This is a genomic window from Bradyrhizobium sp. B120, assembly GCF_049075665.1.
Lineage (GTDB): Bacteria > Pseudomonadota > Alphaproteobacteria > Rhizobiales > Xanthobacteraceae > Bradyrhizobium.
Map to the genome: position 1 here is coordinate 5,598,417 of NZ_CP185242.1, position 25,319 is coordinate 5,623,735.

Genomic DNA, 25,319 nt, shown 5'->3' on the forward strand with positions numbered 1-25,319 from the left:
CTTATCTAGGCAGGCATCGGGGCTGCCGCAACGAGCATCGGCCCGCCATCCAGCAGGGAAATGGAACTTCCGCATGAACGAATTCAACAAGCGCGAGGAAGGTTTCGAGAAGAAGTTCGCCCTCGACGAGGAGCAGAAGTTCAAGGCCGAAGCGCGCCGGAACAAGCTTCTCGGCCTCTGGGCCGCCGAGAAGCTCGGGATCACGGGCGATGCGGCCGGCGCCTATGCCAAGGAAGTGGTGGCCGCCGACTTCGAGGAAGCCGGCGACAATGACGTCCTGCACAAGGTTCTAAGGGACCTCACCGCCAAGGGCCAGGCCACGACCGAGCGCGATGTCCGCGCCAAGATGGACGAACTGCTGGCGGTGGCTGCGGCACAGGTGAAGGCGGGAACCTAGGTTCTCGCGCCGCCTGAGCTCCAATTCGACTTTTTACCCGCGCCGGACACCGTTCCGGCGCGACGTGTTTGCGCCCCTCACTTTGCTGAAGTCGGCACGGATGATCTCGAGCAGGCGGTGCGACGCGGCGCTGAGGAAGCCGCGGTGCCGTGTCACGGCGACGACCTCATGACTTGCGGTGAGATTGCCGACGCGGATCGCCGCGATCGTCCCGGCGCGCAGCTCCTCCGCCGCGTTGCTTCGTGACAGCAGGGCGATCCCGAGCCCGGCCTCGACCAGCCGCTTCTGCGCCGTGAGGCTGTCGACCGGCGTCCAGGCGACCTCGCCGAGCCCGTGCGTCAGGAACAGGGCGAACACGTGCGAAGCGGTGATCTCGCGCCGTCCGGGCACCTCGGGAAAGGCGATCCAGCGCTCGTCCCTGAGATCGGCGAGCCTGCCGACCCGGCGTCCCGCCAGCGGATGGTCCGGCGCGCAGACCACCCCGAGCGGCTCGGCGAACAGCACCTCGCAATCGAGGTCGCCCGAGCGGTCGCGGTCGTAGCGCAGCCCGATCGTCGCCTCGCCGCGCCGGATCAGATCGCTGACCTCGGCACTGGTCGCGGTACGCAGCGTCAGCGCGACATCCGGATGCCGGCGGGCAAAGCGCTTCAGCACCTTCGAGAGCCGCTCGCCCGCAAGCGTGCCGGTCACCGCCAGCGCCACCGGACCGGAATTGTCGCGCAGCAGCGCGCGCACCGCATTCTCGGCATCCTGCGCCGCCGCCACCGCGCGTTCGGCATAGGGCACCAACACCCGCCCCGCATCGCTCAATCTGGTCTTGCCGGCGATCCGCTCGAACAACGGCACGCCGAGCTCCTGCTCGAGCAGCGCGATGCGCCGGGAGATCGCCGGCTGCGAGCGGTGCAGCGTCTTCGCGGCATTGGAGATTCCACCGCGGCGATGCACCACCAGGAACGTGTTGAGCGCGTCGCTGTCCATCCCTCACCTCATGCAAAAAACTGATGTTATTGAGAGAAATAACAAATTTGTCTGATGGCCGAAACCGCCCTATCGCTGGGCCAGTCGCTTTTTCAACCATCAGGAGTTCACATGCGCACCCAGGCAGACAAGGCAGCACGGTTTCGCGAGCTGCATCAGCGCCCCGGCGCCTTCATCATCCCGAATCCCTGGGATGCCGGCACGGCGAAGCTGCTCGCGGCGATGGGTTTCGAGGCGCTCGCGACCACCAGCCTCGGGCTCGCCAACACGCTCGGCAGCGCGACCGTCAGCCTCGATGCCATCATCGAGAACTGCCGGGTGATCGCCGATGCCACCGACCTGCCCGTCAATGCCGATCTGGAGAATTGCGGCGCGGATGATCCGAGGACCGCGGCAAAGGCGATCACCCGCGCCGCCGAAGCCGGCGTCGTCGGCGGCTCGATCGAGGATTCGACCGGCAATCCGCAGCATCCGATCTACGACTTCTCGCTCGCGGTGGAGCGGGTTCAGGCCGCCGTCGAAGCCGCGCGGGCGCTGCCGTTCCCATTCACGCTGACCGCCCGCGCGGAGAACTTCCTGCACGGCCGCAAGGATCTAGACGACACGATCAAGCGGCTGCAGGCGTTCGAGGCCGCCGGCGCCGACGTGCTGTATTCGCCTGGCCTGTACGACATCGGCACCATCAAGACCGTGGTCTCGGCCGTGAAGCGGCCGTTCAATCTCGTAATGGGCTTTGCCGATCCGACCCTGACCGTCGAGCAACTCTCCGCCGCCGGCGTCAAGCGCATCAGCGTCGGCGGCGCGATGGAGCGTCACGCGCTGGCCGCGTTCCTGCGCTGTGCCCGCGAGATGAAGGACCAGGGCGCATTCACCTTCGTCCGCGAAATGGCGCCGGTAAAGGAGGTGCGCGAGGCGTTTGCTGCCGCGAAAGGCGCGTAGCGCGTGGGACGCCGGGGAAGGCCAGCGCCGCCCCGGGATTAGCCTGAGGCGGCGTATCCACTGATCTGGTATGGTAGTGCCAACACCGCAAGTCCGGCCAAGGCGCTATCAGACCTGACGATTCGTGACAGGTCGCGACTTGCAGGCAGCCTCAGGCAATGCCAAGAGAGCGGGATCATGTCCCAGGATCACATTTCCAACGTTCTCGCTGAACGTTATGCCTCACCCGCCATGCGCGCCATCTGGAGTGGCGAGGGCAAGGTTCGCCTCGAACGCGACTACTGGATCGCGGTGCTGAAGGGCCAGCGCGATCTCGGGATTCCGGTTCCGGACGGCGTGATCGAAAGCTACGAGCGCGTCAAGGACCAGATCAACCTGGCCTCCATCATGCAGCGCGAGCGCGTCACCCGCCACGACGTCAAGGCGCGCATCGAGGAATTCTGCGATCTGGCCGGCCATGAGCACCTGCACAAGGGCATGACCAGCCGCGACCTCACGGAAAACGTGGAGCAATTGCAGGTCTACCGCGCGTTGCAGCTGGTCGAGACCAAGAGCATCGCTGCGCTGATTCGGTTTGCGAAGCGCGCCCAGCAATTGCGCGACATCCCGTTCACCGCGCGCACCCACAACGTGGCCGCGCAAGTCACGACGCTCGGCAAGCGCATCGCCATGTCAGGCGAAGAGATGCTGCTGGCGCATCAGAGCCTGGTCAATGTGCTGCAGACCTACCCCGCGCGCGGCCTGAAGGGCGCAGTCGGCACCCGTCTCGACCAGATCACCCTGTTCAACGGCGATGCTGGCAAGGCGCGCGCGCTCGAGGAACGCATCCTCGTTCACCTCGGTCTGCCGAAAGCGCTCGACGCCGTCGGCCAGGTGTATCCCCGCAGCCTCGACTTCCGTGCCGTCAGCGTGCTCACCGAGCTCGCCAGCGGTCCTGGCAACTTCGCCAAGACCATCCGCCTGATGGCGGGCCATGAACTCGCCAGCGAAGGTTTTGCCAAGGGCCAGGTCGGCTCCTCGGCCATGCCGCACAAGATGAACAGCCGCTCCTGCGAGCGCATCAACGGCCTGCATGTGATCCTGAAGGGCTATCTTGCGATGGCCGCCGGGCTCGCCGGCGATCAGTGGAACGAGGGTGACGTCTCCTGCTCGGTGGTCCGCCGCGTCATGCTGCCCGATGCCTTCCTCGCCACCGACGGCCTGCTCGAGACCTTGCTCACCGTGCTCGATCAGATGGAGGTGTTCGAAGCCGTCGTCGCGACTGAGCTCAACCGCTATTTGCCCTTCCTGCTGACCACCACGGTGATGATGGAAGCGGTCAAGAAGGGCGCCGGCCGTGAAGGCGCCCACGAGGCGATCAAGGAGCACGCCGTCGCGGCCATTGGCGACCTGCGCACCGGCAAGATCGTACAGAACGACCTGCTGCAGCGTCTCGCCGCCGACCAACGGCTTGGCTTGAGCGAAGCCGAATTGCAGCTCGTGCTCGCGCAGGGTCGCGCCAACTCCGGCGACGCCGGCGCCCAGGTCGATTATTTCGCCCAGCAAGTCGAAGCGCTGGCCCGCGCCAAGCCGGAAGCCGCGAGCTACGCGCCGGGCACGATCCTGTAGCGGATGGTGAGTAGCGAATAGCGAATGGACAAGAATCCATTCGCTACTCGCGATCCGCCCTTCGCGTCCGTCACTCTTCCTTGAAGCCGTATTCCGGCACGTTGCCGCTGGCGCCATAATATTTGTAGGGCAGGAACTTGCCCGACATCGTGATCTTGACGCGATCGCCCTTCGGATTCGCGACACGTTCCATCGCCATGTCGAAGTCGATCGCCGACATGATACCGTCGCCGAATTCTTCCTCGATCAGCGCCTTCCACGCCGGGCCGTTGACCATCACCATCTCGTAGAAGCGGTAGATCAGGGGATCGGTCGGCGGCATCGGCGTGCCGGCGCCGCGCATCGGCACCTCGTTGAGCATCGCGGTCTCGGCCTTCGACAGCCCGAACAGCTCGCCGGCATTGGCCGCCTGCGGTTTTGTCAGCTTCATCTGGCCGAGGATCGCGCCCACGATCAGCACTTCGGAATAGCCGCCGATCTTCTCGCAGATATGCTTCCAGCTCCAGCCCTTCTCGCGCTTGATGTCGAGCAGCTTTTCGGTGAGGTCTTCGCGTTTCATGGGGTTTCCTCCTTCGGTTCAGCGCGCAACGCTCTGCGCGGGATTGGGTTCAACGACGCGCGGCGGCGAGACGATCACCGGCTCGCCGACACCGGGCCGCACCGTCGGCACGCGGCGCGGATCGTGACCGGTCACGTCGGCCGCAAAGCTCTTGCTGCGGCTGACCAGGAAATCGACGATATGGTTGCGCAGCGCATAGTAGTAGGGATGACGGTGCAGGTCGATGCGGCCGCGCTCCTTCGGCAGCGGGTTCTCGACGATCTCGGCCAGCACCGCGCCGGGCCCGTTGGTCATCAGGAAGATCTTGTCGGCGAGGAAGATCGCCTCATCCACGTCGTGGGTGATCATGAAGGTGGTCTGCCCGGTCTCCAGGCAGATGCGCCGCACCTCGTCCTGCAGCGTGCCGCGGGTCAGCGCGTCCAGCGCCGAGAACGGCTCGTCCATCAGCATGATCTTCGGCGTGATCGACAGCGCCCGCGCAATGCCGACGCGCTGCTTCATGCCGCCCGACAGCTCCGACGGATGCTTGTGCTCAGAGCCGGTCAGCCCGACGAGATCGATGAATTTCTGCGCGTGGGCCCTGACCCGGGCGCGGTCCCATTTGCGCCATTTCGAGCTCACGGCATAGCCGACATTGCCTGATACCGTGCGCCACGGCAGCAGCGCATGGCTCTGGAAGATCACGGCGCGGTCGAGGCTGGTGCCCTCGATGCCCTGCCCGTCGACGATGACAGTCCCCTCGCTCGGCTCGTCGAGCCCGGCGAGGATGTTCAGCACCGTGGTCTTGCCGCAGCCGGAATGGCCGATCACGCAGCCGAACTCGCCGCGCGCCATCGACAGCCAGAAGTCCTCGAATACCGTGGTGACGCCGCCGCCGGCGCCGGGATAACGCCGGGCGATTCCCTCGATGGAGATGAACTTGTCGGTCATCGCTACTCCGGAAACGTCACCATGCGCGTGAAGCGCGCCAGCACCTGGTCGAGCAGCATGCCGACGAGGCCGATCAGAAGGATCGCGATGATCACATTGGTGATCGACAGATTATTCCACTCGTTCCAGACGAAATAGCCAATGCCGGTGCCGCCGACGAGCATCTCCGCGGCAACGATCACGAGCCAGGCGATCCCGATCGAGATCCGCATGCCCGTGAGGATCGTCGGCGCCGCCGCCGGCAGGATCACGGTGAAGGCGCGCCTGATGGTGCCGACCTCGAGCGTCCGCGCGACGTTGATCCACTCCTTGCGCACGCCGGCGACGCCGAACGCGGTGTTGAGCAGCATCGGCCACACCGAGCAGATGAAGATCACGAAGATGGCCGAGATCGAGGAATCCTTGATGGTGTAGAGCGCGAGCGGCATCCAGGCCAGCGGCGAAATCGGCTTCAGCAGCTGGATGAAGGGATCGAGCGCCCTGCTGATCAAAGGCGACATCCCGATCATGAAGCCGAGCGGGATCGCAACGATGACCGCAATGAGATAGCCGAGCCCGACGCGCCCGATCGAATAGGCGAGCTGGATGCCGAGCCCCTTGTCGTTCGGCCCGTTGTCGTAGAACGGCCGCTTCAGATGCTCCCACAGCTTGGCGCCGACATCGAGCGGCCCGGGCATCGCCGACTTGCCCTGCGTCGCGGTCAGCCCCATCAGCTTGGCGTATTCGGGGCTCATATTGGCAGTTGCGCCCGTGCCGCGGGTGGCAAGGTGCCAGGCGCCGAGGAAGGCCGCGAGCAGCGCAAGCGAGACGATGGCGGCGCGGAGACGGAGGGAGAGCGTCATGTGCGCTCCCTCCCCACGTCGTCCCTGCGAAAGCAGGGACCCATAACCACCGGCCCCAATTGCTGCGCTGAGTGTCTCCCAGCGCGCCGAACCGAGAGAGCGCGGCGTATGGATCCCTGCGTTCGCAGGGACGACGGCGTGGATAGAATTTCGCCTCTCACGATGACTTCCTGATCTTGAAACTCGCGAGATAATCGTCGGGCTTGGCCGGATCGAAAATCTTGCCCATCACCGAGAACGACTTGTACGAGCTCGTCGGCGGCGCAAGCCCCATCTCGGCCATCACCTTTTTCGTGTCGGTGGCGAGATAGACCTGCTCGGCGACCGCCTTGTAGTCGACGTCGCCCTTGATCTGGCCCCAGCGCTTCATCTGCGTCAGCATCCACACCGCAAAGGACTGCCAGGGGAACGGATCGAAGTCGACGCGCTTGGGGTCGGTCTTCACGCCGCCGAGGCCGTCGGCATAGGTGCCGGTCAGGACCTGCTCCAGCACCGTCACAGGCGCATTGATGTAGTTGGCCGGCGCGATCGCCTCCGCGATCTGCTTGCGGTTCTCGGCCTTCGCAGCAAAGCCGGTGGCGTCCACGATCGCGCGGGTCAGCGCCGCGAAGGAGTTCGGCGCCGTCGTGATGAATTCGCGGCTGGCGGCAAAGCTGCAGCAGGGATGGCCGTCCCAGATCTCCTTGGACAGGATGTGCAGGAAGCCGACACCGTCATAGATCGCGCGCTGGCAGATGTTGTCGGGCGCGAGGAAGCCGTCGATGTTGTCGGCGCGCAGATTGGCGACCATTTCCGGCGGCGGCACCGAGCGGAGCTGCACGTCGGTATCCGGATCGAGCCCGTGCTCGGCGAGATAATAGCGCAGCAGATAATTGTGCATCGAGTAGTCGAACGGAATGGCGAACTTCATGCCCTTCCAATCTTTCGGATCGCGCCTGTCCTTGTGCTTGATGGCAAGCGTGATGCCCTGCCCGTTGATGTTCTCGATCGCGGGCACGGTGAAGGGTATCGCGTTGGCGCCAAGCCCGAGCGAGATCGCGATCGGCATCGGCGCCAGCATGTGGGCGGCGTCGTATTCCTTGTTGATGGTCTTGTCGCGAATGACGGCCCAGCCGGCGGTCTTCACCACCTCGACGTTGAGGCCCTGCTTGGCATAGAAGCCGAGCGGCGCCGCCATGATGATCGGGGTGGCGCAGGTGATCGGGATGAAGCCGACCTTCAAGTCCTTCTTCTCGGGTGGTCCGGCGTCGGCGAACGCCTCCGTCGCCGTCTTCAGCGGGAAGAACTGCGACAGCGCGGCGAGCGCGGTCGCGGCGCCAACCGATTTCAGGAAGGCGCGGCGCGCGACGTCCTGCGGAAACACGGCCCGCATCACCGCCGACGCGACGATACCCTCGTAACGCTTCTCCTCACTGATGTCGGCGACCGGCTCGCAGCGCAGCGTGCGCGCGGCATGCGCATGCTCGGCGACTGAGCGATGCCGGCCACAGGCGCAGCCCGATCGGATGAGCGCGTGATCGGCGTCGAAGGGATCGTCTGACGTGGACATGCTGCGCCCCATTGTCGCACCGAGGCGCGGAGAGCTCCGCGATCCCGTGCATTGATCGGCGTCCGGCCGCGTTTTGCGCCGCCGAACGCCAACAAACATGCAGGTTCTATGCCGCCTTGTCCGTGACGACGGCCGCGGTCGGCAGACCCTCGTCGATCGGCAGCGCCGGGTCGCGCGACCACTCGTTCCAGGAGCCGAAGTACATCCGCACGTCCTTCACGCCGGCGTTCTTCAGCGCCAGGAAGGTGTTCGAGGCGCGCGCGCCCTTGAAGCAGTAGAGATAGACCGGCGTGGTCTGCGAGATACCGACGGTGGCGCATTCCGCCAGGATCTCGTCCTTCGACTTGAAGCGCGGACCCTCGCCGGTCGGCTTCATCATCCGGTACCATTCCAGCCAGACGGCGCCGGGGATGCGGCCCTTGCGCGGGCAGAAATCCTTGCCGTAGGGCGAGGAGCTTTCGCCGATCCACTCGTCGACGTCGCGCACATCGAGGATCGCGACGCCGGGCTTGCCGACCGCCGCCAGCATCGCCTTGGCGTCGATCATGATGTCGCCGGCCTCCGGCACGATCGCAAAGGAGGCCTTTGGCGGCACCGCAACGTCGGTGGTGACCGGCAGATCGGCGGCTTTCCAGGCGTCGAAGCCGCCATGCAGCACCTTCACCTTGGGATAGCCGAGCATCGTCAGCAGGTAGTAGCCGCGGCAGGACTGGCCGAAGCCGGAATTCATCGACTGCTCGTAGATCACGGCGGTCTCCTTGCCGGAGAGACCGGCGGCGCCGAACGCGTCGGCGAACTTGGTCTTCAGTTCGTGGATTCCTTCCGGCGTCGAGGTCGCAAGGAACGTGAAGACGTCATGCACATTGACGGCACCGGGCAAATGGCCGGCCGCATAGGCATCCGGATTCCGCGTGTCGATGATGACACATGGTTCTTTCTTGACGAGCTCGGCAAGTTCGCCGGCGGTGATCAGAACGTCCGTCATGGCTCTCTCCTGTTTGTGGTTGCAGTTGTGGTGGTCCCGAACTCTCCTCACCCGTCCGCCAGCATCTTGCGCAGCTGCTTGGTGGCAGGTGTGACGATGGCGACGAAATAGGCCTCGCGCAGCCTGCGCTGGGCGCGGTGGCTCATCAGATAGCCGCGCGCGCCGCAATGGAGCATCGCCGCATGCGCGACCGCGACGCTGGCATCGCCGATCCGCAGGCGCAGCGCGACGACGCGGCGCCAATAGCTGTCATCGGTGTTGTAGGGATCGCTTGCCAGCGTCATCGCCTCCTTCTCGAACTCGGCATAGAGCTCGCGGAATTGCAGCGGCTGCTGCGGCAGATAGCGGTTGACGTGACCGAGCGGTGCATGGACCTCGTCCATGATGTTGATGCAATCCTTCATCAGCCCGAGGCCCATGCCGGCCTGCAGCAGGATGAAGCCGGCGCGGATCTTCTTGACGAACGGCGCAGCCGGCTCGGCGAGGATCAGCTCGTCCGGCACGAACACGTCGCGGAACTGGACGCCGTAGGTGCCGGTGCCGTCCATCGCCAGGAACGGCTTGCACGGCGTCAGCGTGATCGCGGGATCGGAGCAATCGGCAAGAAACATCACGGTGCTGCCCGGCTCGCCCTTGCTGCCCTCGTCCTCGCGCTCGAAGATCGTGCCGAAATAATGGTCGGGGCCGAGATTGGACACCCAGGGCAGCGCACCGCGCACGATGTAGCCGCCATCGACCTTGCGGCCCTTCAGCTTCAGCCGCTCGATGCCGAAGAAGCTCTTCATCGGGTTGGAAAGCCCGGTGCCGCCGAGCGCACGCCCGCTGGAGAAGCAGTTGCCGAAGCGCGCTGCGAGCTTCATGTTGGTGGAGTTGGCGACGTACCAGACCAGCGTGTTCTGGCACCACGCCATGAAGGCGGTGGCGCCGCAGACCTCGCCGAGCGCGGCCATCGACTGGATCGCCCAACGCAGGTCGGCCGGCCCTTCCTGCGGCACGTGGCTGCTCCACGCCCCGACCTTGCCGAGCCGGCGCAGGAATTCGCCGGGATAGACCGAGCCGGCATCGATCGCGGACGCGAGCGGTGCCAGCTCCTGACGGGCGAGGCGCGCGACCTCGTCCGTGATGGTCGGTGCGGGATCTTGAGCTGCGACCCGCGATAAAGCCAGTGAACCCATGGTTGGTCTCCGCACCTGGAATTGCCGATCGAGCCTTACGCGCTGACCTCGAGATTGACGGGGCGGGTGAAGGTGTTGGCGACCGGCGACCACTTCTTCACATGCGCCACCAGCGCGTCGATCTCGTCTTGCGCGACGCCCTCGCATTCCATGTCGACCTTGACGCGGACATCGGTGAAGCCGACCGGCTTCTCGCTGACGTCGCCGGTGCCCCACACCGCGGTGATGTTGAGATCGCCCTCCAATTCCAACTCAAGCTTGTTGACGATCCAGCCGCGATGCACCGCGTTGGCGTGCAGGCCGACCGCAAGGCAGGAGCCGAGCGCGGCGAGCGAGGCCTCGGAGGGATTGGGCGCGGTGTCGTCACCGAGCAGGCCCGGCGGCTCGTCGACGATGTAGGGCGCGAGGTTGCGGATGTAGTTGGCGTGACGGAACTTGCCCTCGGCCACCGTCCTGCACTTCAAGGTCTTGATGACCTTCGGGTTGGCCTTGCCGTTGGCAATCAGCTGCTCGAGCCCGCCTCTGTCGATCGGCGCGAGGCAGCCGGTCAGTGCGGTTTTTTGAGCGACAGCGGTCATCAGTTTTCTCCCTGGGAGCGATGGATTGGGTAAGGATACCGAACGGTCTGTTTCCTGCACGAAGCGTGCCAGTCCGCCGCCAAATCAAAAGGCGAAATCCCGCAGACGCTTAGCTGCGCCTGCCTGCGGATTGATCAGGGCGCGGCTGCTCAAACGCGGTGCATCTGCCGCGCCGCAGCGATTATTTTGAGCGCAGGACGGCGCACATGCCCGCCCCCGTGAAGATGCGGCTTGATGATTTCGCCGCGCTCCGATTTACTGCCGCGCATGGTCAAATCGCTTGCGAAGAAAAAACCTGCCGCCGCGTTCGCCGCCGGCGACGACGAATCCGCGCGCGGCCGCCTGCTCAGCGCGGCGACGCATCTGTTCTGCAAGAACGGCATCAACGCCACCGGCATCGATGCGATCATCGACGAGGCCGGAACCGCCAAGACCACGCTCTACAAATTGTTCGGCTCGAAGACCAACCTGGTGCATGCCGTGCTGGAAAGCGAAGGCAAGCAGTGGCGTGAGTGGTTCATCGGCGCGATCGAGGCCGGCGGCGGCGATCCGCAGACCAAGCTGGCGCGGATCTTCCCTGCGCTGAAGAGCTGGTTCGCCGAGGAACGCTTCTACGGCTGCCCCTTCATCAACGCGGTCGCCGAGCACGACAAGGACGCCAAGCAGTTCCGCAACATTGCGCTGAAGCACAAGAAGGTGGTGCTGGCGCATATCGAGAAGCTCGCCGGCGAGATGGGCGCGAGCGAACCGGCCGTGCTCGCGCACCAGCTCGCGCTGTTGATCGACGGCGCCATCGTCGCCGCCATGGTGTCGTGCGATCCCGGTGTCGCCGACACCGCGGGCCTCGCCGCAAGCAATCTGTTCGCGCCGGCCAAGCTGAAGAAGGCGAAGCGCACGGGCCGCACGGACGAACTCATGGCAGTCTAGGCGCCGCGATCGAGCGACGCCCCCGATCACCTCGTTGCCCGCCTTGATCGGCACGCCCGCCCGACCATGAGCCGCCTGCCGAACGGATCGTCGCGACCAACGGTCGCAGCACAGCCGCCGGCATCGGTATTCGGCGGCGCGATCGCCCGCCGGATTTACCGGTCGTCAATCACACCGTGCGATCCGCCGCGGCCTTAAACGCCTGTTAGCTCCGGCCGGGTCAGTTGCCACGTGAAAGTACGGGGCAAGAACAATGCAGTCCGAAAAAGGACGATACAGCCAGCCGCGCTGGGGCGTGACGCGCTGGCTCGCCGATGCGGGTCCGGGCGTGCCCGACGACATCCGCTCGGCGCTGATCGGGGATCTCTATGGCTCGCTGCCGGTGTTCGCGGCCGGCGCGGTCAATACGGTCGCCGTCGCGGCCGTGATTGCGATCCGCGAACCGACCGCGCCGTTCATCGCCTGGGTCATCCTCGAACTCGCCATCTGCCTCTCGCGACTGACGGTGCTCGTGGCTGCGCATCGCGCGGCACGCGAAGGGCGGCCGACGCCGACCGATCCGCACCTCGTCCTTGCGGTCGCCTGGAGCGCCAGCGTCGGCTTCGGCATCCTGATCAGCCTTGCAAGCGGCGACTGGGTGGTTGCGATGCTGGCCTCGCTGTCGGCAGCGGCGATGGTCGGCGGCATCTGCTTCCGCAACTTCAGCGCGCCGCGCCTTGCCGGAACCATGATCCTGCTCAGCCTCGGCCCGATCGTGCCTGGCGCAGCGCTGGCCGGCGAGCCGCTGCTGTTCATCGTGTTCCTGCAAGTGCCGATGTATCTCGCGGCGATGTCGGTCGCGGCCTTCCGCCTCAACAAGATGCTGATCGCAACCATGCGCGCCGAGCGCGAGAACGGCCATCTTGCCCATCACGACACCCTCACCGGCCTGCGCAATCGCGCCGGTTTCGTCGCCGCGCTGAACACGAAGCTGGCGGCTCCGGCCGGACATGGCAGGCCGTTCGCGCTGCTGTTCCTCGACCTCGACAGTTTCAAGCCGATCAACGACACCTATGGCCACGCGGCCGGCGACCAGGTGCTGATGCTGGCCGCCGAGCGGCTGCGGCGCGCTCTGCCCGAGACCGCGGTGATCGCGCGGCTCGGCGGCGACGAATTCGTGGTGCTGGCGAACGGCGTCACCGCGGAGCAGGCGCTCGGGATCGGCCATCGCATCATCCAGGCTGTCACGATGCCCTACCGGCTCGCCGACGGCATCTTCGCAAAGGTCGGCGTCAGCGTCGGTGTCGCCGTATCGCCCGAGCACGGCACCGAGGCCGAGGAGCTCCTGGCCGTTGCCGATGCCGCGCTCTATGAAGCCAAATCCGACGGCAAGGCACAATGCCGCCTGGCCTCCGTCGCCACCAATGTTGCGGCGCTGCGCCGGCTGACGAATATGGACCCCACGCCGGCGCTCGATCGCGGCGCCGCCTGAGACGACGTCCGGCAGGAACGCCGCGCTACAGATCGAAATTCGTCGGCAGCATCACGACGTCGCGGATGGTCATGCCGCGCGGCCGGGTCAGCATGAACATCACGACCTCGGCAACCTCGCTCGCCTCCAGCAGGCTGCCCGAAGCCTTGGCCTCCTCGAGCTTCTCCGCCGGCCAGTCCGCGAGCAGCGCGCTGATCACGGGGCCGGGCGAGATCGAGCCAACGCGGATACCGTGCTTGAACACCTGGCGCCGCACCGTCTGGACGAAGCAGTTGATGGCCCATTTCGACGAGGCATAGACCGGCTCCCACGGCGTCGGAAAATGCGCGGCGAGCGAGCTCGTGACGATGATGTCGCCGGTCCCGCGCGCGATCATGTGCGGCAGCACGTCGTGCACATTCTTCATCACGACGTTGACGTTGAGGTTCAGCATCCGATCGATCGCGCCGGTATCGGCATCGACGAGGTCGCCGCCAACATAGATCCCCGCATTGGCGTGCAGGATGTCGAGCCGGCCGGCCTTCTCTAGGATTTTTGGCAGCAGGCTCGCGCAGGCCTTCGGATCGAGCAGGTCGATGACCAGCGGGATCACCGCATCGCCGTGCCTGCCGGCGAGCGCGTGCAGCGCGGCCGCGTCGCGGTCGACCATCACCACGCGCGCGCCCGCGGCCAGCATTGCCTCGCTGCTCGCAAGTCCAATGCCTGACGCCGCCCCGGTCACGGCCGCGACCTTGCCTTCCAATTGCGTCGCCATCGTCTCCACCTTTGTCAGTGCGGCACGCATGGCAACACATCACGGTCGCGATGTCAGCTCCCCATGCGATGCACGACGCTGTCCGTTGCATGTCCTGTCACATGCGGAGCATCGGCGGCCGCGTGGCGAAGCGGCGACGCAGCCATTTTGCCGCCGGCCCCGCCGGCCGCTGCTTGTGCCAGACGACTTCGAGCGCGACGGGATGCGCGCCCTCGTCGAATTCCAATTCGGGAACCGCAAGCTCTTCGGCAATCTGCGAACTCGCCATGATGTGGCCCGGGATCAGCGCCCAGCCGACGCCCTGCTTGAGGATCTGCAGGATCACCCAATGGCTCTCGACCCACCACACCTCCGCTGCGACACGCAGCCGGTGCCGCTCGGTGCCTTCATTGCGCACCGTGACCATGATCTGGCGATGCCGCTTCAGCTCCTCCCAGTCCACCCGGCCATGCGCCAGCGGATGGTTCTTGCCGCAGACGAGCTGCAGCGGCACCCAGCCGATGGTCTTGAAGCCGAGTTCGGGCGGCAGATGCTCCTGCCGCCACATCACGCCGACATCGGCCTTGCCGTCGAGCACGAGACGGCTGACGTCCTCCATGATCGGAAACAGCAGCTCCACTTCAACATGGGGAAAGCGCTTGGCGAATTCCGCAAACAGCTCGCCGACCGCGCTCTCCGGATAGAGCTCGTCGATCGCCGCCACCAGGCGCTTCTCGACATGGGCCTCGAAACTGCTGGCGACCCCGATCAGATGCTCGCGGCGGTCGAGGATCAATCTTGCTTCCGGCAACAGCCGCGCCCCCGCTTCGGTCAGCACCGGGTTGCGGCCGGTCCGGTCGAACAGCGCAATCCCGAGGTCCGTCTCCAGATTGGCGACGTGGGTGCTGACGGCCGATTGCGCTTTCTTCAGCAGCCGTGCCGCACCGGAGAACGAGCCCTGCTCGGCCGCCGCCACGAAGGATTCGAGCTGGTCCATGGAAACGGCCATCTATCTCTTTTCCAGATATTATCTAACTTTGTAATCCCACAATATCAGATAGAAACCCCGTCGCAACGGCGAGAGCGTTTTCAAGCGAAGTGGATACCGGTTCGCATGAAGAAAACGCGTCAAAACAAGAATCAAGAAAGGGTTTCAAAATGTCTATGCGTTCCTTCTCCGACCGGATCAGGCACGCAGTCCTGTTCGAACTGATCGGTATCGCCATCTTCACGCCGGCAGCCGCATGGCTGTTCAATCAGCCGGTGGCCCATATGGGCGTCATCGGCGTCGTCTCGGCGACGGTGGCGACGATCTGGAACTTGCTGTTCAACCTCGGCTTCGACCACGCGTTGGTTCGCGTCACCGGTCGTGTCATCAAGACGATGCCGATCCGTGTCGCGCACGCGATGCTGTTCGAGGCCGGCCTGATCGTGCTGCTGATCCCGTTCGTCGCCTGGTATCTCGGCATCTCGCCGTGGGCCGCGCTGATGATGGATATCTCGATCGTCGCGTTCTATCTGGTCTACGCGTTCGTCTTCAACATCGCTTACGACCGCGTGTTTCCGGTGCGCGAGCTCAGCGCGCACGGTCGCACGGCAAGCCGAGCCCTGCCGGCCTGATCGGTATTCGGCGCGGCGCCTCGGATCATGTGATCTGCGCGCCGCGCCGGACCCTGACACCACAGCAATATTCCTGATGGTAGCGACTGCGCACAAGTTCCGCTGCGCCGCGCTCATACACTGGTTTGATCCGGCTTGAGCGCTGTGGAATGCTTCGGGCCGACATGCCCGTCAGAGGCTGCCAAAACGGCCAACAATGCCAAAGCGGCCAACAAGAAGAAGCGGAGGACTACAATGCCAGGGAATCGTTCCCCCCACCTCACCCGCCGCCATCTCGTCAAAGGCGCTGCCGCCACCTCGGCCACGCTGCTGCTCGGCAAGCCCGCCATTGCCAAGGGCAAGACCGAGATCGTGATCGGCAACATCGACGCCTATTCGGGACCGGCTGCGGTCTATTCGTCGATCGGCCGCACGCCCGGCGGCTATTTCAAGATGATCAACGAGCAAGGCGGCATCAACGGCCGCATGATCAAGTACATCACCTATGACGACGCCTACAGCCCGGCCAAGACGGTGGAACAGGCGCGCAAGCTGGTCGAAGGCGACGAGATCGACGTGCTGTTTGCGCCGCTCGGTGCGCCGACCAATGCGGCGATCATGAAGTACATGAACCAGAAGAAGGTCCCGCACCTCTTCATCGCCTCGGGCGCCACCAAGTTCGGCGACTACAAGAACTTCCCCTACACCATGGGTTTCCAGCCCTGCTACCAGATCGAGGGCCGGGCCTTCGCGCAACACGTCCTGTCGACACAGAATGATCCCAAGATCGGCATCGTCTACCAGAACGACGATTTCGGACGCGACGTGCTGAAGGGTTTCAAGGACGGACTCGGCGGCAAGACCTCCGCGATCGTCGCCGAGCTGTCCTATGAGACCGCGGATCCGACCATCGACAGCCAGGTGGTCCGCTGCAAATCCGCGGGCGCCAACGTGTTCATGAGCATGACCACGCCGAAATTTGCCGCGCAGGGCATCAAGAAGATCGCCGAGCTCGGCTGGCAGCCGGCGCATTACATCGGAAACAACGCTTCCTCCGCCGGCTCGACATTGAAGGCCGCGGGCTTCGACGTGTCCAAGGGGATCATTTCCAGCGCCTATCTGAAGGATCCCGTCGACGCCGCCTGGGACAGCGATCCCGCCATTCAGAAATGGCGCGCCTTCCTCGACAAATACGATCCGGCGGCGGCCAAGAACGACATCTACGCCGTCACCGGCTATCTCACCAGTCAGATCCTGGTTCAGGTGCTCAAGCAATGCGGCAACGACGTCTCGCCCGAAAACATCATCAAGCAGGCGGCGAATTTAAGGGATGTCGAATCCGACATGCTGCTGCCGGGCATCAAGATCAACACCTCGCCGACCGACTACTATCCGCTCGAGCAACTGCAACTGACGCGCTTCAGCGGCGAACGCTACGAGCCAATGGGCCCCGTGATTGACGGCGGCATCTCGAAGGCGTGATCGTCCACCGCGTTCCGCGGAAACCAACGCCGCGTGCGCGAGCCGTCTCGCGGTTGCCATCGGCCGCTCATCGGCCGATGATGCGCGAAACGGAGCCGAACCAACCGGGAGGAAGTGAATGCGCGGACGCCGTGTGCTGATGGAATCGTTCGTGTCGCACGGCGTGCGTCATATCTTCGGCAATCCCGGCACGACCGAAACGCCGCTGCTCGACAGCCTGCCGGCATTTCCGCAACTCGAATACATCATGGCGCTGCATGAAGGCGTCGCCGTCAGCGCCGCCAGCTTCTATGCGCAGGCATCGGGACGCGTCACCGTCGCCAATTTGCACGTCGCTCCCGGTCTTGGCAACGGCATCGGCTCGCTCTATGGCGCGCTGAAAGCAAATTCGCCCGTGGTCGTGACGGCGGGTCAGCAGGACACGCGCATGCGGCTCAACAATCCGCTGCTCGGCCACGACCTCGTTGCGATGGCGGCGCCTGTGACGAAGTGGAGCGTTCAGATCGAGCGCGCCGACGAGATCGCCCCGATCATGCGCCGCGCGTTCAAGGTGGCGACCGATGCGCCGCAGGGGCCGGTGTTCGTATCGCTCCCGATCGACGTCCTGGAACAGGAGACCGCGGTCGATGCATCGACACCGGACAATCTATGGCGGTCGACACGCCCCGATCCGGCAGGCATCGAGGCGCTGCTTGCGCTGCTGCTGAAGGCGAAGAATCCGGCCATCATCGCCGGCGACGACGTGGCGCGGTCGGGCGGCGAGCAAGCACTGGTGGCACTGGCAGAAGCGATCGGCGCCACCGTGTGGTTCGAAGGGCTGCGGCATCACGCGCCCTTTCCGACCAACCATCCGAGCTATCGTCAGTCGCTCCCCGGCGACGCCCGGCAGGTGCGCAAGGCGCTCGGCGATACCGATCTCGTGCTGCTGATCGGCGGCCCGTTCTTCGAGGACATCTGGTTTGCGCCTGATGGCCACATTCCCGACGGCGCGTCCCTGCTCCAGATCGAAGCCTCAACCGAGCGTCTCGCCCTCAACAACCGGCTCGATGCCGGCATTGTCGGCGACATCGCGGTCAGCATCAGTGCATTGACGGACGCGTTGCGCGCCAAGGCGAGCGCGGACTTCAGGCACGCCGCGCAAAACCGCAACGCTGCGCTGGCCGAACTACAGGCGAGAGAGAAGGAAGCCTATCGCGCGCGCGTCGAGAAGAGCTGGAACCGCGAGCCGAGCTCGATGCCGCGCGTCACCGCGGAACTGCGTCGCGGCCTGCCTGATGATGTGGTCATCGTCGATGAGAGCATCACCGCGAGCCTCGATCTCGCCCGCGCCTTCGACTATCGCGGCTTCGGCGATTATTTCGGCGGCCGCGGCGGCGGCATCGGCCAGGGTCTTGCCGGCGCGATCGGCGTCAAGGTCGCGATGCCGGACCGTCCGGTTGTCGCGATCTCCGGCGACGGCTCGGCGATGTACGCGATCCAGGCGCTGTGGACTGCCGCGCACCACAAGCTTGCGATCGTGTTCGTGGTGCTCGCAAACCGCGAGTACCGCATCCTCAAGCACAATGTGGACGTCTGGCGACAGAATTTCGAGGCCGGCACCCAGCATCCCTATCAGAACATGGATATCACCGGTCCCGCGCTCGACTTCGTGCATCTCGCGGCCGGCATGGGCGTCGAGGCCGTCAAAGTCGAGAAGGCGGACGACATCGCCGGCGCAGTCGCAAACGCTATAGCGGCGCAGCGGCCTTACCTCGTCGAGATCGCGATCGAAGGCAAGCGCTAGAGGAGCTTCTGATGGCAGGCATTCTGGACGGCAAGGCCGCATTGGTGACGGGCGGCGGCTCCGGCATCGGCCGGGCAACGGCAATTGCCATGGCGCGCGAAGGCGCGCGCGTGGCGGTGTCCGACCTCTCGAAGGATGGCATCGAACAGACCGTCGCGCTCATCAATGCGGCGGGCGGCCAGTCGATCGCGATCCAGGGCGACGTCACCGACGAGGCCGATGTCGCCAACATGGTGGCCCGCACGGTGGCGGCGTTTGGGCGCATCGATTGCGCGTTCAACAATGCCGGCGTGGCCGGGCGCTCCGTCGGCCCGCCCGGCCAGCGCATCCATGAGCTCACGCAGCCCTCCGTGGCGAAGATGTTTTCGGTGAATCTGATGGGCGTGTTCCTGTGCCTGAAATACGAGGTCGCGCAGATGCTGAAGCAGGGCGGCGGCGGTGCGATCGTCAACACCGCCTCGATCGCCGGGCTAGTCGGCCTTGCCACGTCGGCCCACTACGTCGCGGCCAAGCACGGTGTCGTCGGGCTGACCAAGTCTGCTGCGATCGAATACGCCCAGGACGGCATCCGCGTGAACTGCGTCAATCCCGGATACATCAAGACGCCGATGACCAAGGAGACGATGGACGAACGTTACGACGAAATCATCGCCAAGGTGCCCGCGCGTCGCCTGGGCGTGCCCGAGGAAATTGCGGAGGCCGTGGTCTGGATGTGCTCGGACAAGGCGTCCTTCATGACCGGCGCATCGCAAGTGGTCGACGGCGGCTACAGCGCCGCCTGAGCTGCGCTTCAGCAGGGCGCGGCTTCGGCTTTCAGGCTATTCCTTTGGCGGCACCGTGCGCAAATAGGCGACGATGGCGTCGAGATCGGCAGTCGACACGGTGGCGTAATAATGGAAGCCCATCGGCGGATTGAGCTTGCTGCCGTCCCTGCTGACGCCCTGCGTGATCGCGCGCTTGATCTCGTCGTCCGTCCAGCCGCCAATGCCTTTGGTCTTGCTGGAGCTGATGTTCCGCGAAACCGAGACGCCCCAAGGTCCATGAAACTTGCCGCCGCCAGCGCCCATGCTGGTTGCATATTCTCGCCCTTGCGGACCCATCGGCGTGTGGCACTCCATGCAGTGCGCAATCGTGGCGAGGTAAAATCCTTGCTGCACCTTGTCGCCCAACATCGCTTCGGTGTACGGGCCTTCACCGCCCGGGGGAACAGGATGTCCTTGTGCCATCTTGTAGACCGGCTCCGGCACCGCATTCCTGATCGGCTTGATCGTGCGCAGATAAGCGATCACCGCTTCGAGGTCGCGATCGGTCATGATCTCGTAGAAGCCGCTCGGCATGATCATGGCGACCCGCGCGCCGTTGCGCTTGATGCCCTTGCGCAGCAGTTGTCTGAGTTCGGCGTCGGTGTAATTGCCGATGCCGGTTTCCGTGTCTTGGGTGATGTTCGGGGCCGTGACCTTGAACGGTGGCTCATCCCATGACAGGCCGCCGGAAAACGCCTTGTCGCTGATCTCCCCTGAGGGTCCCTTCGGCGTATGGCAATTGCCGCAGGTCAGGATGCCATTGACGAGGTAATCACCGCGCGCGACCAATTCCGATTCTGCGCTGACCGGGCCGGTCAATAGCACGCCGATAACGAGCGCTAACGATCCGATGCGGATCATGACGACGCCTCCAATCAATTAAGTATGGCGATAGAACTCTGATCGATTTCTGGCTTCAAAAACGTAGGTCAGCGAAATGTGCGCACCGATGTTCAACGGTGCGAAGGCCATGTGCAAATTAGGTAGCCCGCCCGCAAGAAAAGCCGCGCGCGGATCGATGGTGCGATCGCCGCCCCTCTTTTTGGCACATCCGATTGCTGGAGGGGTGGCCAGACAAAATCTAGCAGATTTCATGCGCTTGAGAAGGCAGCATGTGTCGTCCCTGCGAAAGCAGGGACCCATAACCACGAATGGTCATTGTTGCGCGATTGTAGAACGACGAGTCCCGTTCACAATTCGGGCCGCGGAGCATGGGTCCCTGCTTTGGCAGGGACGACGCGCGGAGAGAGTCGTGCCTCGAACTCACTCTTGCCGAGCAGACAGAACGACGGCCAGGCTCACCGCTCCTGCTGCAAACTCCCCTCCAGCCGCGCCAGCTCGCCGTCGAGGTCGCGCTCGACATCGGCCACCTGCATGTCGACCACCCGATAGTCGCGCGCCTCGAGCCAGGCTCTGCGCTTGGCGCGGTCGGCGGCGATGGCGTCGTTCTCGTTCGGATTGACCAACTCGATCGCGAGCCGGTGCACGAAGGAGACGAAGTCGGGGATGTGGCGGCCGACCGGGGTCTGGCGCTTGAACTGGCCGGCGAAGCGGCGATCCCGCGTCAGTGCTTGCCACAGGATCCGCTCGGCGTCGGTCGGGTTGCGGCGGAGCAGCCGGGCGAGCCCGCGCACCGTGCTGGAATTGTCGGCGGCGGCGCCGCCCCCTCCCTGCTCGGCGAGCAGCGCCCGCAGACGCGTGGCCTGGGCGCCGTCGAGCACGCCGCCCTTGGCCGGACCCTTGCGGCCCTCGGCGATCGCCATCACCACCCCGTGCAGCGTGTGCATGTCCTGCTTGGTCGGCTCCATCCGGGTGAAGATGTTGCGCAGGTTCACCAGCATGGTGTCGCGCTTCTCCGCCGGCCGCAGGAACTCGACCTTGTCGAGCTCGGCGACGAGGTTGTCGAAGAACGCCTGCATCTGGTGCTGGGAGGCCGGTTCGGACCGCTCCGGCATCGCGAACGGCAGCTCGCCCGCGGTCGAGAGCTTGAACCACTCGTAGCCCATCAAGAGCACCGCCTGCGCGAGGTTGAGCGAGGCGAAGCCCGGATTGACCGGAAAGGTGATGATGCGGTTGGCGAGCGCGACCTCCTCATTGGTCAGGCCGGAGCGCTCCCGCCCGAACAGGATGCCGGCCCCGCCGCCGGAGGCGACATGGCTGACGATCGCGTTTGCCGCGCCTTCCGGCCCGACCACCGGCTTGGCCTGGTCGTGGGCGCGGGCGGTCGTGGCAAACACCAGCGTGAGATCGGCGATCGCCTGCTCGACGGTGTCGAACAGCTCGACGGAACCGATGATGTGGTCGGCCCCGGCGGCCGCGCGCTGCGCGGCGACATTCGGCCAGCCGTCACGCGGATTGACGATGCGCATCCGGGTCAGCGCGAAGTTACCCATCGCGCGCGCGGCCATGCCGATGTTCTCGCCAAGCTGCGGCTCGACCAGGATGACGACGGGACCGGCAAGGTCGTGCCCTGCCTTGGTCTTGTCGGTGCCGGACATCTCACTTCACTTTCTGATTCAACGTCTGAAGATTTTGAATCAGCTTCCGAAGCGGCTGATTCAAACTCTCATGCAGGGCGGCGCAACCAGCTTTGCACCGGTTTTGCGCGGGACCATTTTCTCCAAGGAGATAACAGGGTTAGCGGCGTTTGCGAATCCTCAATCGGAATCCCAATCGCACGGCGCGAAGACTGCCGCTTGCGCGCGCTTGGCCTTCGGATAGGCTATCAACCACAATCAAAGCGAAGCTGTAAAGGCACGCTTGAGACGCCGCTTGAACGGCGAGGCACTTGGGTCGAAGCACTTGGGGGGGACGATTATGCGGGGCAGATGGACGCTGGCGATTGTGGGCGTGGTCTTGATCGTGGCGGGGGGCCTGCTCGCCTACCTCACGCAGACTGCAGGCGGCATCCGGATCGAGGATGTCAGGTTCAAGGGCGCCAAGGGCAACACCATGAGCGCCCTGCTCTACATCCCGCCGAACGCGACGCCGCAGATCCCGGCGCCCGGTATCCTCGCCGTCCACGGCTACATCAACTCGCGCGAGACCCAGGACGGCTTCGCCATCGAGTTCGCCCGCCGCGGCTATGTGGTGCTGGCGCTCGACCAGACCGGCCACGGCTATAGCGACCCGCCCTCCTTCGCCAACGGTTTTGGCGGACCTGACGGCCTTGCCTATCTCCGCAGCCTGCCGTTCGTCGACAAGGAGAATATCGGGCTCGAGGGCCATTCGATGGGTGGCTGGACCGTGCTGGCGGCCGCCACCGCCATGCCCAACGACTACAAGTCGATGGTGCTGGAGGGCTCGTCCACCGGCAAGCCGTTCGCCGCCGAGGGCACCGCGAGCTGGCCGCGCAACACCGCGCTGGTGTTCGCCCAGTACGAGGAGTTCTCCACCCTGATGTGGGGTGTCGACCTCGCCCGCGACGTCACCAAGAGCCCGAAACTCTGGGCGCTGTTCGGCACGCAAGGCGCGGTCGAGCCCGGCAAGGTCTATGGCGATCCGGCCAACGGCACCGCCCGGGTGCTGTACACCCCGGCGATGACCCATCCGGCCGAGCACATCTCGCATGAGGCGATCGGCTACAGCCTCGACTGGTTCGCCAAGACGTTGAAAGGCGGCACCCCTCGTCCGGTCGACGACCAGATCTGGTTCCGCAAGGAGATCGGCACCCTGATCGCGCTGATCGGCTTCGTGGCGCTCCTGATCGGGACGTTCGACTGGCTGCTGGAGGCACCGATGTTCTCCCGCCTGCGGCTGCCGGCGGTGGCCGACGGCACCATGCCGCCGCACGCGGCTGCGAGCGGCCGGCGCTGGACCACGGCATTCATCCTGTCTGCCTTCATCCCGGCGCTGACTTATTACCCGGCCTTTGCTTTGGGCGGCACCTTGGTGACCCCGAGCGCGTTCCTGCCGCAGGGCATCACCAACCAGATCCTGGTCTGGGCCATCATCAACGGCCTGATCACGCTGGCCCTGATGTGGTTCGCCCCGAAGCGCGCCAGCCGGGCCGGCCTCGTCGGTCAATCCGTCGTGATCGCATTGGCCTCGGTTGCGGTAGGCTACGCCGCGCTCTGGCTCGCCGACCTCGCCTTCAAGGTCGACTTCAGGTTCTGGATCGTCGCACTCAAATTGATGAGCGCGAAGCAATTCCTCATCTTCCTGATCTATCTGATTCCGTTCACGGCGTTTTTCGTGGTGGCGCTGCACGTGCTGCACCGGAATTTCTCGACCATGGGCGCCCCGCGCGGAGCGCTCTACCTGACCAATATCCTGGCGCTGACGCTCGGTTTCATCGTGTTGCTGGTGCTGCAATACGGCACGCTGTGGCTGACGGGTAAGCTGTTCAACCCGATCCCGGACCCGGGATTTGTGCCGCTCTCGACCATCGTCGCGATCCAGTTCGTGCCGCTTCTGGCGATCGTCGGCGTGATCGCCACCTTCACCTGGCGGCGGACCGGATCGAGCCTGCCGGGGGCCCTGATCGCGGGCCTGTTCGTGACCTGGTACATCGTGGCCGGCACCGCGACGCAGGTCCCGTTCTAGAGGGGTTCAGGCGCTGAAAGCCCGCCCAGGACAAGGAGCGAGAGCCGCCGTCAGAATGGCGGTTCTCGGTGAAAAGATGGGCTGAAAGTGCATAACCGGTGCGCTTCCGCCCGTCCCCGGGCGGTGCTATAGCGCAGGCGTATTCCACCCCCACCGTCAAAAGCGCGCCGTTCCCAAGAGGGCCTCCCCGTCATGGCAAAAATCAAGGTATCCAACCCCGTCGTCGAGCTCGATGGCGACGAGATGACCCGGATCATCTGGCAGTACATCAAGGACAAGCTGATCAACCCGTTCCTGGATGTCGAACTGCTCTATTTCGATCTGGGCATGGAATACCGCGATGAGACCAATGACCAGGTGACCATCGACGCCGCCGAAGCCATCAAGAAGGTCGGCGTCGGCGTCAAATGCGCCACCATCACCCCCGACGAGGCCCGGGTGAAGGAGTTCGGCCTGAAGCAGATGTGGAAGTCGCCGAACGGCACCATCCGCAACATCCTCGGCGGCGTGATCTTCCGCGAACCGATCATCTGCAAGAACGTGCCGCGCCTGGTTCCCGGCTGGACCAAGCCGATCATCATCGGCCGCCACGCCTATGGCGACCAGTACCGCGCCACCGACATCAAGTTCCCCGGCAAGGGCACGCTGTCGCTGAAGTTCGTCGGCGAGGACGGCACCGTGATCGAGCGGGAAGTGTTCAAGGCGCCCGGCGCCGGCGTTGCGATGGAGATGTACAATCTCGACGACTCCATCATCGATTTCGCCCGCGCCTCGCTCAACTATGGCCTGCTGCGCAACTACCCGGTCTACCTCTCGACCAAGAACACGATCCTCAAGGTCTATGACGGCCGCTTCAAGGACATCTTCCAGGACATCTACGACCGCGAGTTCAAGAAGGAATTCGAGGCCAAGGGCCTGACCTACGAGCACCGCCTGATCGACGACATGGTGGCCTCGGCGCTGAAATGGTCCGGCGGCTATGTCTGGGCCTGCAAGAACTATGACGGCGACGTGCAGTCCGACACCGTGGCCCAGGGCTACGGCTCGCTCGGCCTGATGACCTCGGTGCTGCTCACCCCGGACGGCAAGACGGTGGAAGCCGAAGCCGCCCACGGCACGGTGACCCGCCATTACCGCGAGCACCAGAAGGGCAAGGAGACCTCGACCAACTCGATCGCGTCGATCTTCGCCTGGACCCGTGGCCTCGCCCACCGCGCCAAGCTCGACAACAACGAGGCGCTGGCGAAGTTCGCCACCACCCTGGAGAAGGTCTGCGTCGCGACCGTCGAAGAGGGCTACATGACCAAGGACCTCGCACTCCTGGTCGGCGCCGACCAGCGCTGGCTCTCCACCACCGGCTTCCTCGACAAGGTCGCCGAGAATCTCGGAAAGGCGATGGCGGCCTAACGGCCGCCTGTTGCCGAACACAACAGCGA

Annotated in this window: 23 protein-coding genes; 11 read left to right on the forward strand and 12 right to left on the reverse strand. The window is 64.8% G+C overall.

The window, feature by feature from the left end; all coding sequences use genetic code 11:
• The first annotated feature begins 73 nt into the window (after positions 1–73).
• Entirely contained in the window at positions 74–397 is a 324-nt protein-coding gene (locus ACOIX3_RS26015; protein WP_420964875.1) for a DUF1476 domain-containing protein, read from the forward strand.
• A 33-nt stretch (positions 398–430) separates the two neighbouring features.
• Here ACOIX3_RS26015 and ACOIX3_RS26020 read toward each other — a convergent pair whose 3' ends face one another.
• On the reverse strand, positions 431–1,375 hold the full coding sequence (locus tag ACOIX3_RS26020) for a LysR family transcriptional regulator (RefSeq protein ID WP_420964877.1): 945 nt from the start codon (positions 1,373–1,375) through the stop codon (positions 431–433).
• Positions 1,376–1,486: 111 nt separating this feature from the next.
• Between ACOIX3_RS26020 and ACOIX3_RS26025 the strand changes: the two genes are divergently transcribed.
• Both ACOIX3_RS26025 and purB read left to right on the forward strand, forming a co-directional pair.
• A complete protein-coding gene (locus ACOIX3_RS26025) occupies positions 1,487–2,314 on the forward strand; it encodes an isocitrate lyase/PEP mutase family protein (protein WP_420964878.1) in 828 nt (275 codons plus the stop codon).
• Between the two features lie 174 nt (positions 2,315–2,488).
• Positions 2,489–3,922 (forward strand): adenylosuccinate lyase, encoded by a 1,434-nt coding sequence (gene purB, locus ACOIX3_RS26030; protein ID WP_420971792.1) that lies wholly within the window; start codon positions 2,489–2,491, stop codon positions 3,920–3,922.
• Between the two features lie 70 nt (positions 3,923–3,992).
• On the opposite strand, the gene cynS is transcribed toward purB, so the two are convergent.
• The 7 genes from cynS to ACOIX3_RS26065 all read right to left on the reverse strand — a co-directional run bounded on the left by cynS (position 3,993) and on the right by ACOIX3_RS26065 (position 10,540).
• Complete coding sequence (gene cynS / locus ACOIX3_RS26035; protein ID WP_092115321.1) at positions 3,993–4,481, reverse strand: cyanase; 489 nt, start codon at positions 4,479–4,481, stop codon at positions 3,993–3,995.
• Between the two features lie 18 nt (positions 4,482–4,499).
• Positions 4,500–5,411, reverse strand: coding sequence for an ABC transporter ATP-binding protein (locus tag ACOIX3_RS26040; RefSeq protein WP_420964879.1), 912 nt, complete (start codon positions 5,409–5,411; stop codon positions 4,500–4,502).
• A 2-nt stretch (positions 5,412–5,413) separates the two neighbouring features.
• Entirely contained in the window at positions 5,414–6,253 is an 840-nt protein-coding gene (gene ntrB / locus ACOIX3_RS26045; RefSeq protein WP_420964880.1) for a nitrate ABC transporter permease, read from the reverse strand.
• A gap of 157 nt (positions 6,254–6,410) precedes the next feature.
• Entirely contained in the window at positions 6,411–7,802 is a 1,392-nt protein-coding gene (locus ACOIX3_RS26050; RefSeq protein WP_420964881.1) for a CmpA/NrtA family ABC transporter substrate-binding protein, read from the reverse strand.
• Positions 7,803–7,908: 106 nt separating this feature from the next.
• Complete coding sequence (locus ACOIX3_RS26055; protein WP_420964882.1) at positions 7,909–8,787, reverse strand: sulfurtransferase; 879 nt, start codon at positions 8,785–8,787, stop codon at positions 7,909–7,911.
• 47 nt (positions 8,788–8,834) lie between these two features.
• Entirely contained in the window at positions 8,835–9,962 is a 1,128-nt protein-coding gene (locus ACOIX3_RS26060) for an acyl-CoA dehydrogenase family protein (protein ID WP_342728137.1), read from the reverse strand.
• A gap of 35 nt (positions 9,963–9,997) precedes the next feature.
• On the reverse strand, positions 9,998–10,540 hold the full coding sequence (locus ACOIX3_RS26065; RefSeq protein ID WP_050402025.1) for an OsmC family protein: 543 nt from the start codon (positions 10,538–10,540) through the stop codon (positions 9,998–10,000).
• Positions 10,541–10,807: 267 nt separating this feature from the next.
• Here ACOIX3_RS26065 and ACOIX3_RS26070 point away from each other — a divergent pair, with 267 nt between their 5' ends.
• A complete protein-coding gene (locus ACOIX3_RS26070; protein ID WP_420971793.1) occupies positions 10,808–11,467 on the forward strand; it encodes a TetR/AcrR family transcriptional regulator in 660 nt (219 codons plus the stop codon).
• Between the two features lie 253 nt (positions 11,468–11,720).
• Positions 11,721–12,938 (forward strand): diguanylate cyclase domain-containing protein, encoded by a 1,218-nt coding sequence (locus tag ACOIX3_RS26075; protein ID WP_420964883.1) that lies wholly within the window; start codon positions 11,721–11,723, stop codon positions 12,936–12,938.
• 25 nt (positions 12,939–12,963) lie between these two features.
• Here the strand turns inward: ACOIX3_RS26075 and ACOIX3_RS26080 are convergent, their stop codons facing one another.
• Together ACOIX3_RS26080 and ACOIX3_RS26085 are read right to left on the reverse strand one after the other, a co-directional pair.
• Positions 12,964–13,692 (reverse strand): SDR family oxidoreductase, encoded by a 729-nt coding sequence (locus tag ACOIX3_RS26080; protein WP_420964884.1) that lies wholly within the window; start codon positions 13,690–13,692, stop codon positions 12,964–12,966.
• Between the two features lie 97 nt (positions 13,693–13,789).
• Positions 13,790–14,680 (reverse strand): LysR family transcriptional regulator, encoded by an 891-nt coding sequence (locus ACOIX3_RS26085; RefSeq protein WP_420964885.1) that lies wholly within the window; start codon positions 14,678–14,680, stop codon positions 13,790–13,792.
• Positions 14,681–14,829: 149 nt separating this feature from the next.
• On the opposite strand from ACOIX3_RS26085, the gene ACOIX3_RS26090 reads away from it, so the two are divergent.
• From ACOIX3_RS26090 to ACOIX3_RS26105, 4 genes are all read left to right on the forward strand, one after another.
• Positions 14,830–15,291: a PACE efflux transporter gene (locus tag ACOIX3_RS26090; protein ID WP_420964886.1), complete on the forward strand. Its 462-nt coding sequence runs from the start codon at positions 14,830–14,832 to the stop codon at positions 15,289–15,291.
• Positions 15,292–15,525: 234 nt separating this feature from the next.
• Positions 15,526–16,752, forward strand: a complete 1,227-nt coding sequence (locus tag ACOIX3_RS26095; RefSeq protein WP_420964887.1) for an ABC transporter substrate-binding protein — start codon at positions 15,526–15,528, stop codon at positions 16,750–16,752.
• A 118-nt stretch (positions 16,753–16,870) separates the two neighbouring features.
• Positions 16,871–18,535, forward strand: coding sequence for a thiamine pyrophosphate-binding protein (locus ACOIX3_RS26100; RefSeq protein WP_420964888.1), 1,665 nt, complete (start codon positions 16,871–16,873; stop codon positions 18,533–18,535).
• A gap of 11 nt (positions 18,536–18,546) precedes the next feature.
• On the forward strand, positions 18,547–19,317 hold the full coding sequence (locus ACOIX3_RS26105) for an SDR family NAD(P)-dependent oxidoreductase (protein ID WP_420964889.1): 771 nt from the start codon (positions 18,547–18,549) through the stop codon (positions 19,315–19,317).
• A gap of 36 nt (positions 19,318–19,353) precedes the next feature.
• Here the strand turns inward: ACOIX3_RS26105 and ACOIX3_RS26110 are convergent, their stop codons facing one another.
• Both ACOIX3_RS26110 and ACOIX3_RS26115 read right to left on the reverse strand, forming a co-directional pair.
• Positions 19,354–20,199 (reverse strand): c-type cytochrome, encoded by an 846-nt coding sequence (locus tag ACOIX3_RS26110; protein WP_420964890.1) that lies wholly within the window; start codon positions 20,197–20,199, stop codon positions 19,354–19,356.
• Between the two features lie 437 nt (positions 20,200–20,636).
• Positions 20,637–21,836 carry a TrmJ/YjtD family RNA methyltransferase gene (locus ACOIX3_RS26115; protein WP_420964891.1) on the reverse strand — a complete coding sequence of 400 codons (1,200 nt, stop codon included), beginning with the start codon at positions 21,834–21,836 and terminating at the stop codon, positions 20,637–20,639.
• Between the two features lie 319 nt (positions 21,837–22,155).
• Between ACOIX3_RS26115 and ACOIX3_RS26120 the strand changes: the two genes are divergently transcribed.
• Positions 22,156–23,883 carry an alpha/beta hydrolase family protein gene (locus ACOIX3_RS26120; protein WP_420964892.1) on the forward strand — a complete coding sequence of 576 codons (1,728 nt, stop codon included), beginning with the start codon at positions 22,156–22,158 and terminating at the stop codon, positions 23,881–23,883.
• Between the two features lie 192 nt (positions 23,884–24,075).
• The gene (locus tag ACOIX3_RS26125) at positions 24,076–25,290 is read left to right on the forward strand and encodes an NADP-dependent isocitrate dehydrogenase (protein WP_194460453.1); all 1,215 of its coding nucleotides are present in this window, start codon (positions 24,076–24,078) and stop codon (positions 25,288–25,290) included.
• Positions 25,291–25,319 lie beyond the last annotated feature (29 nt).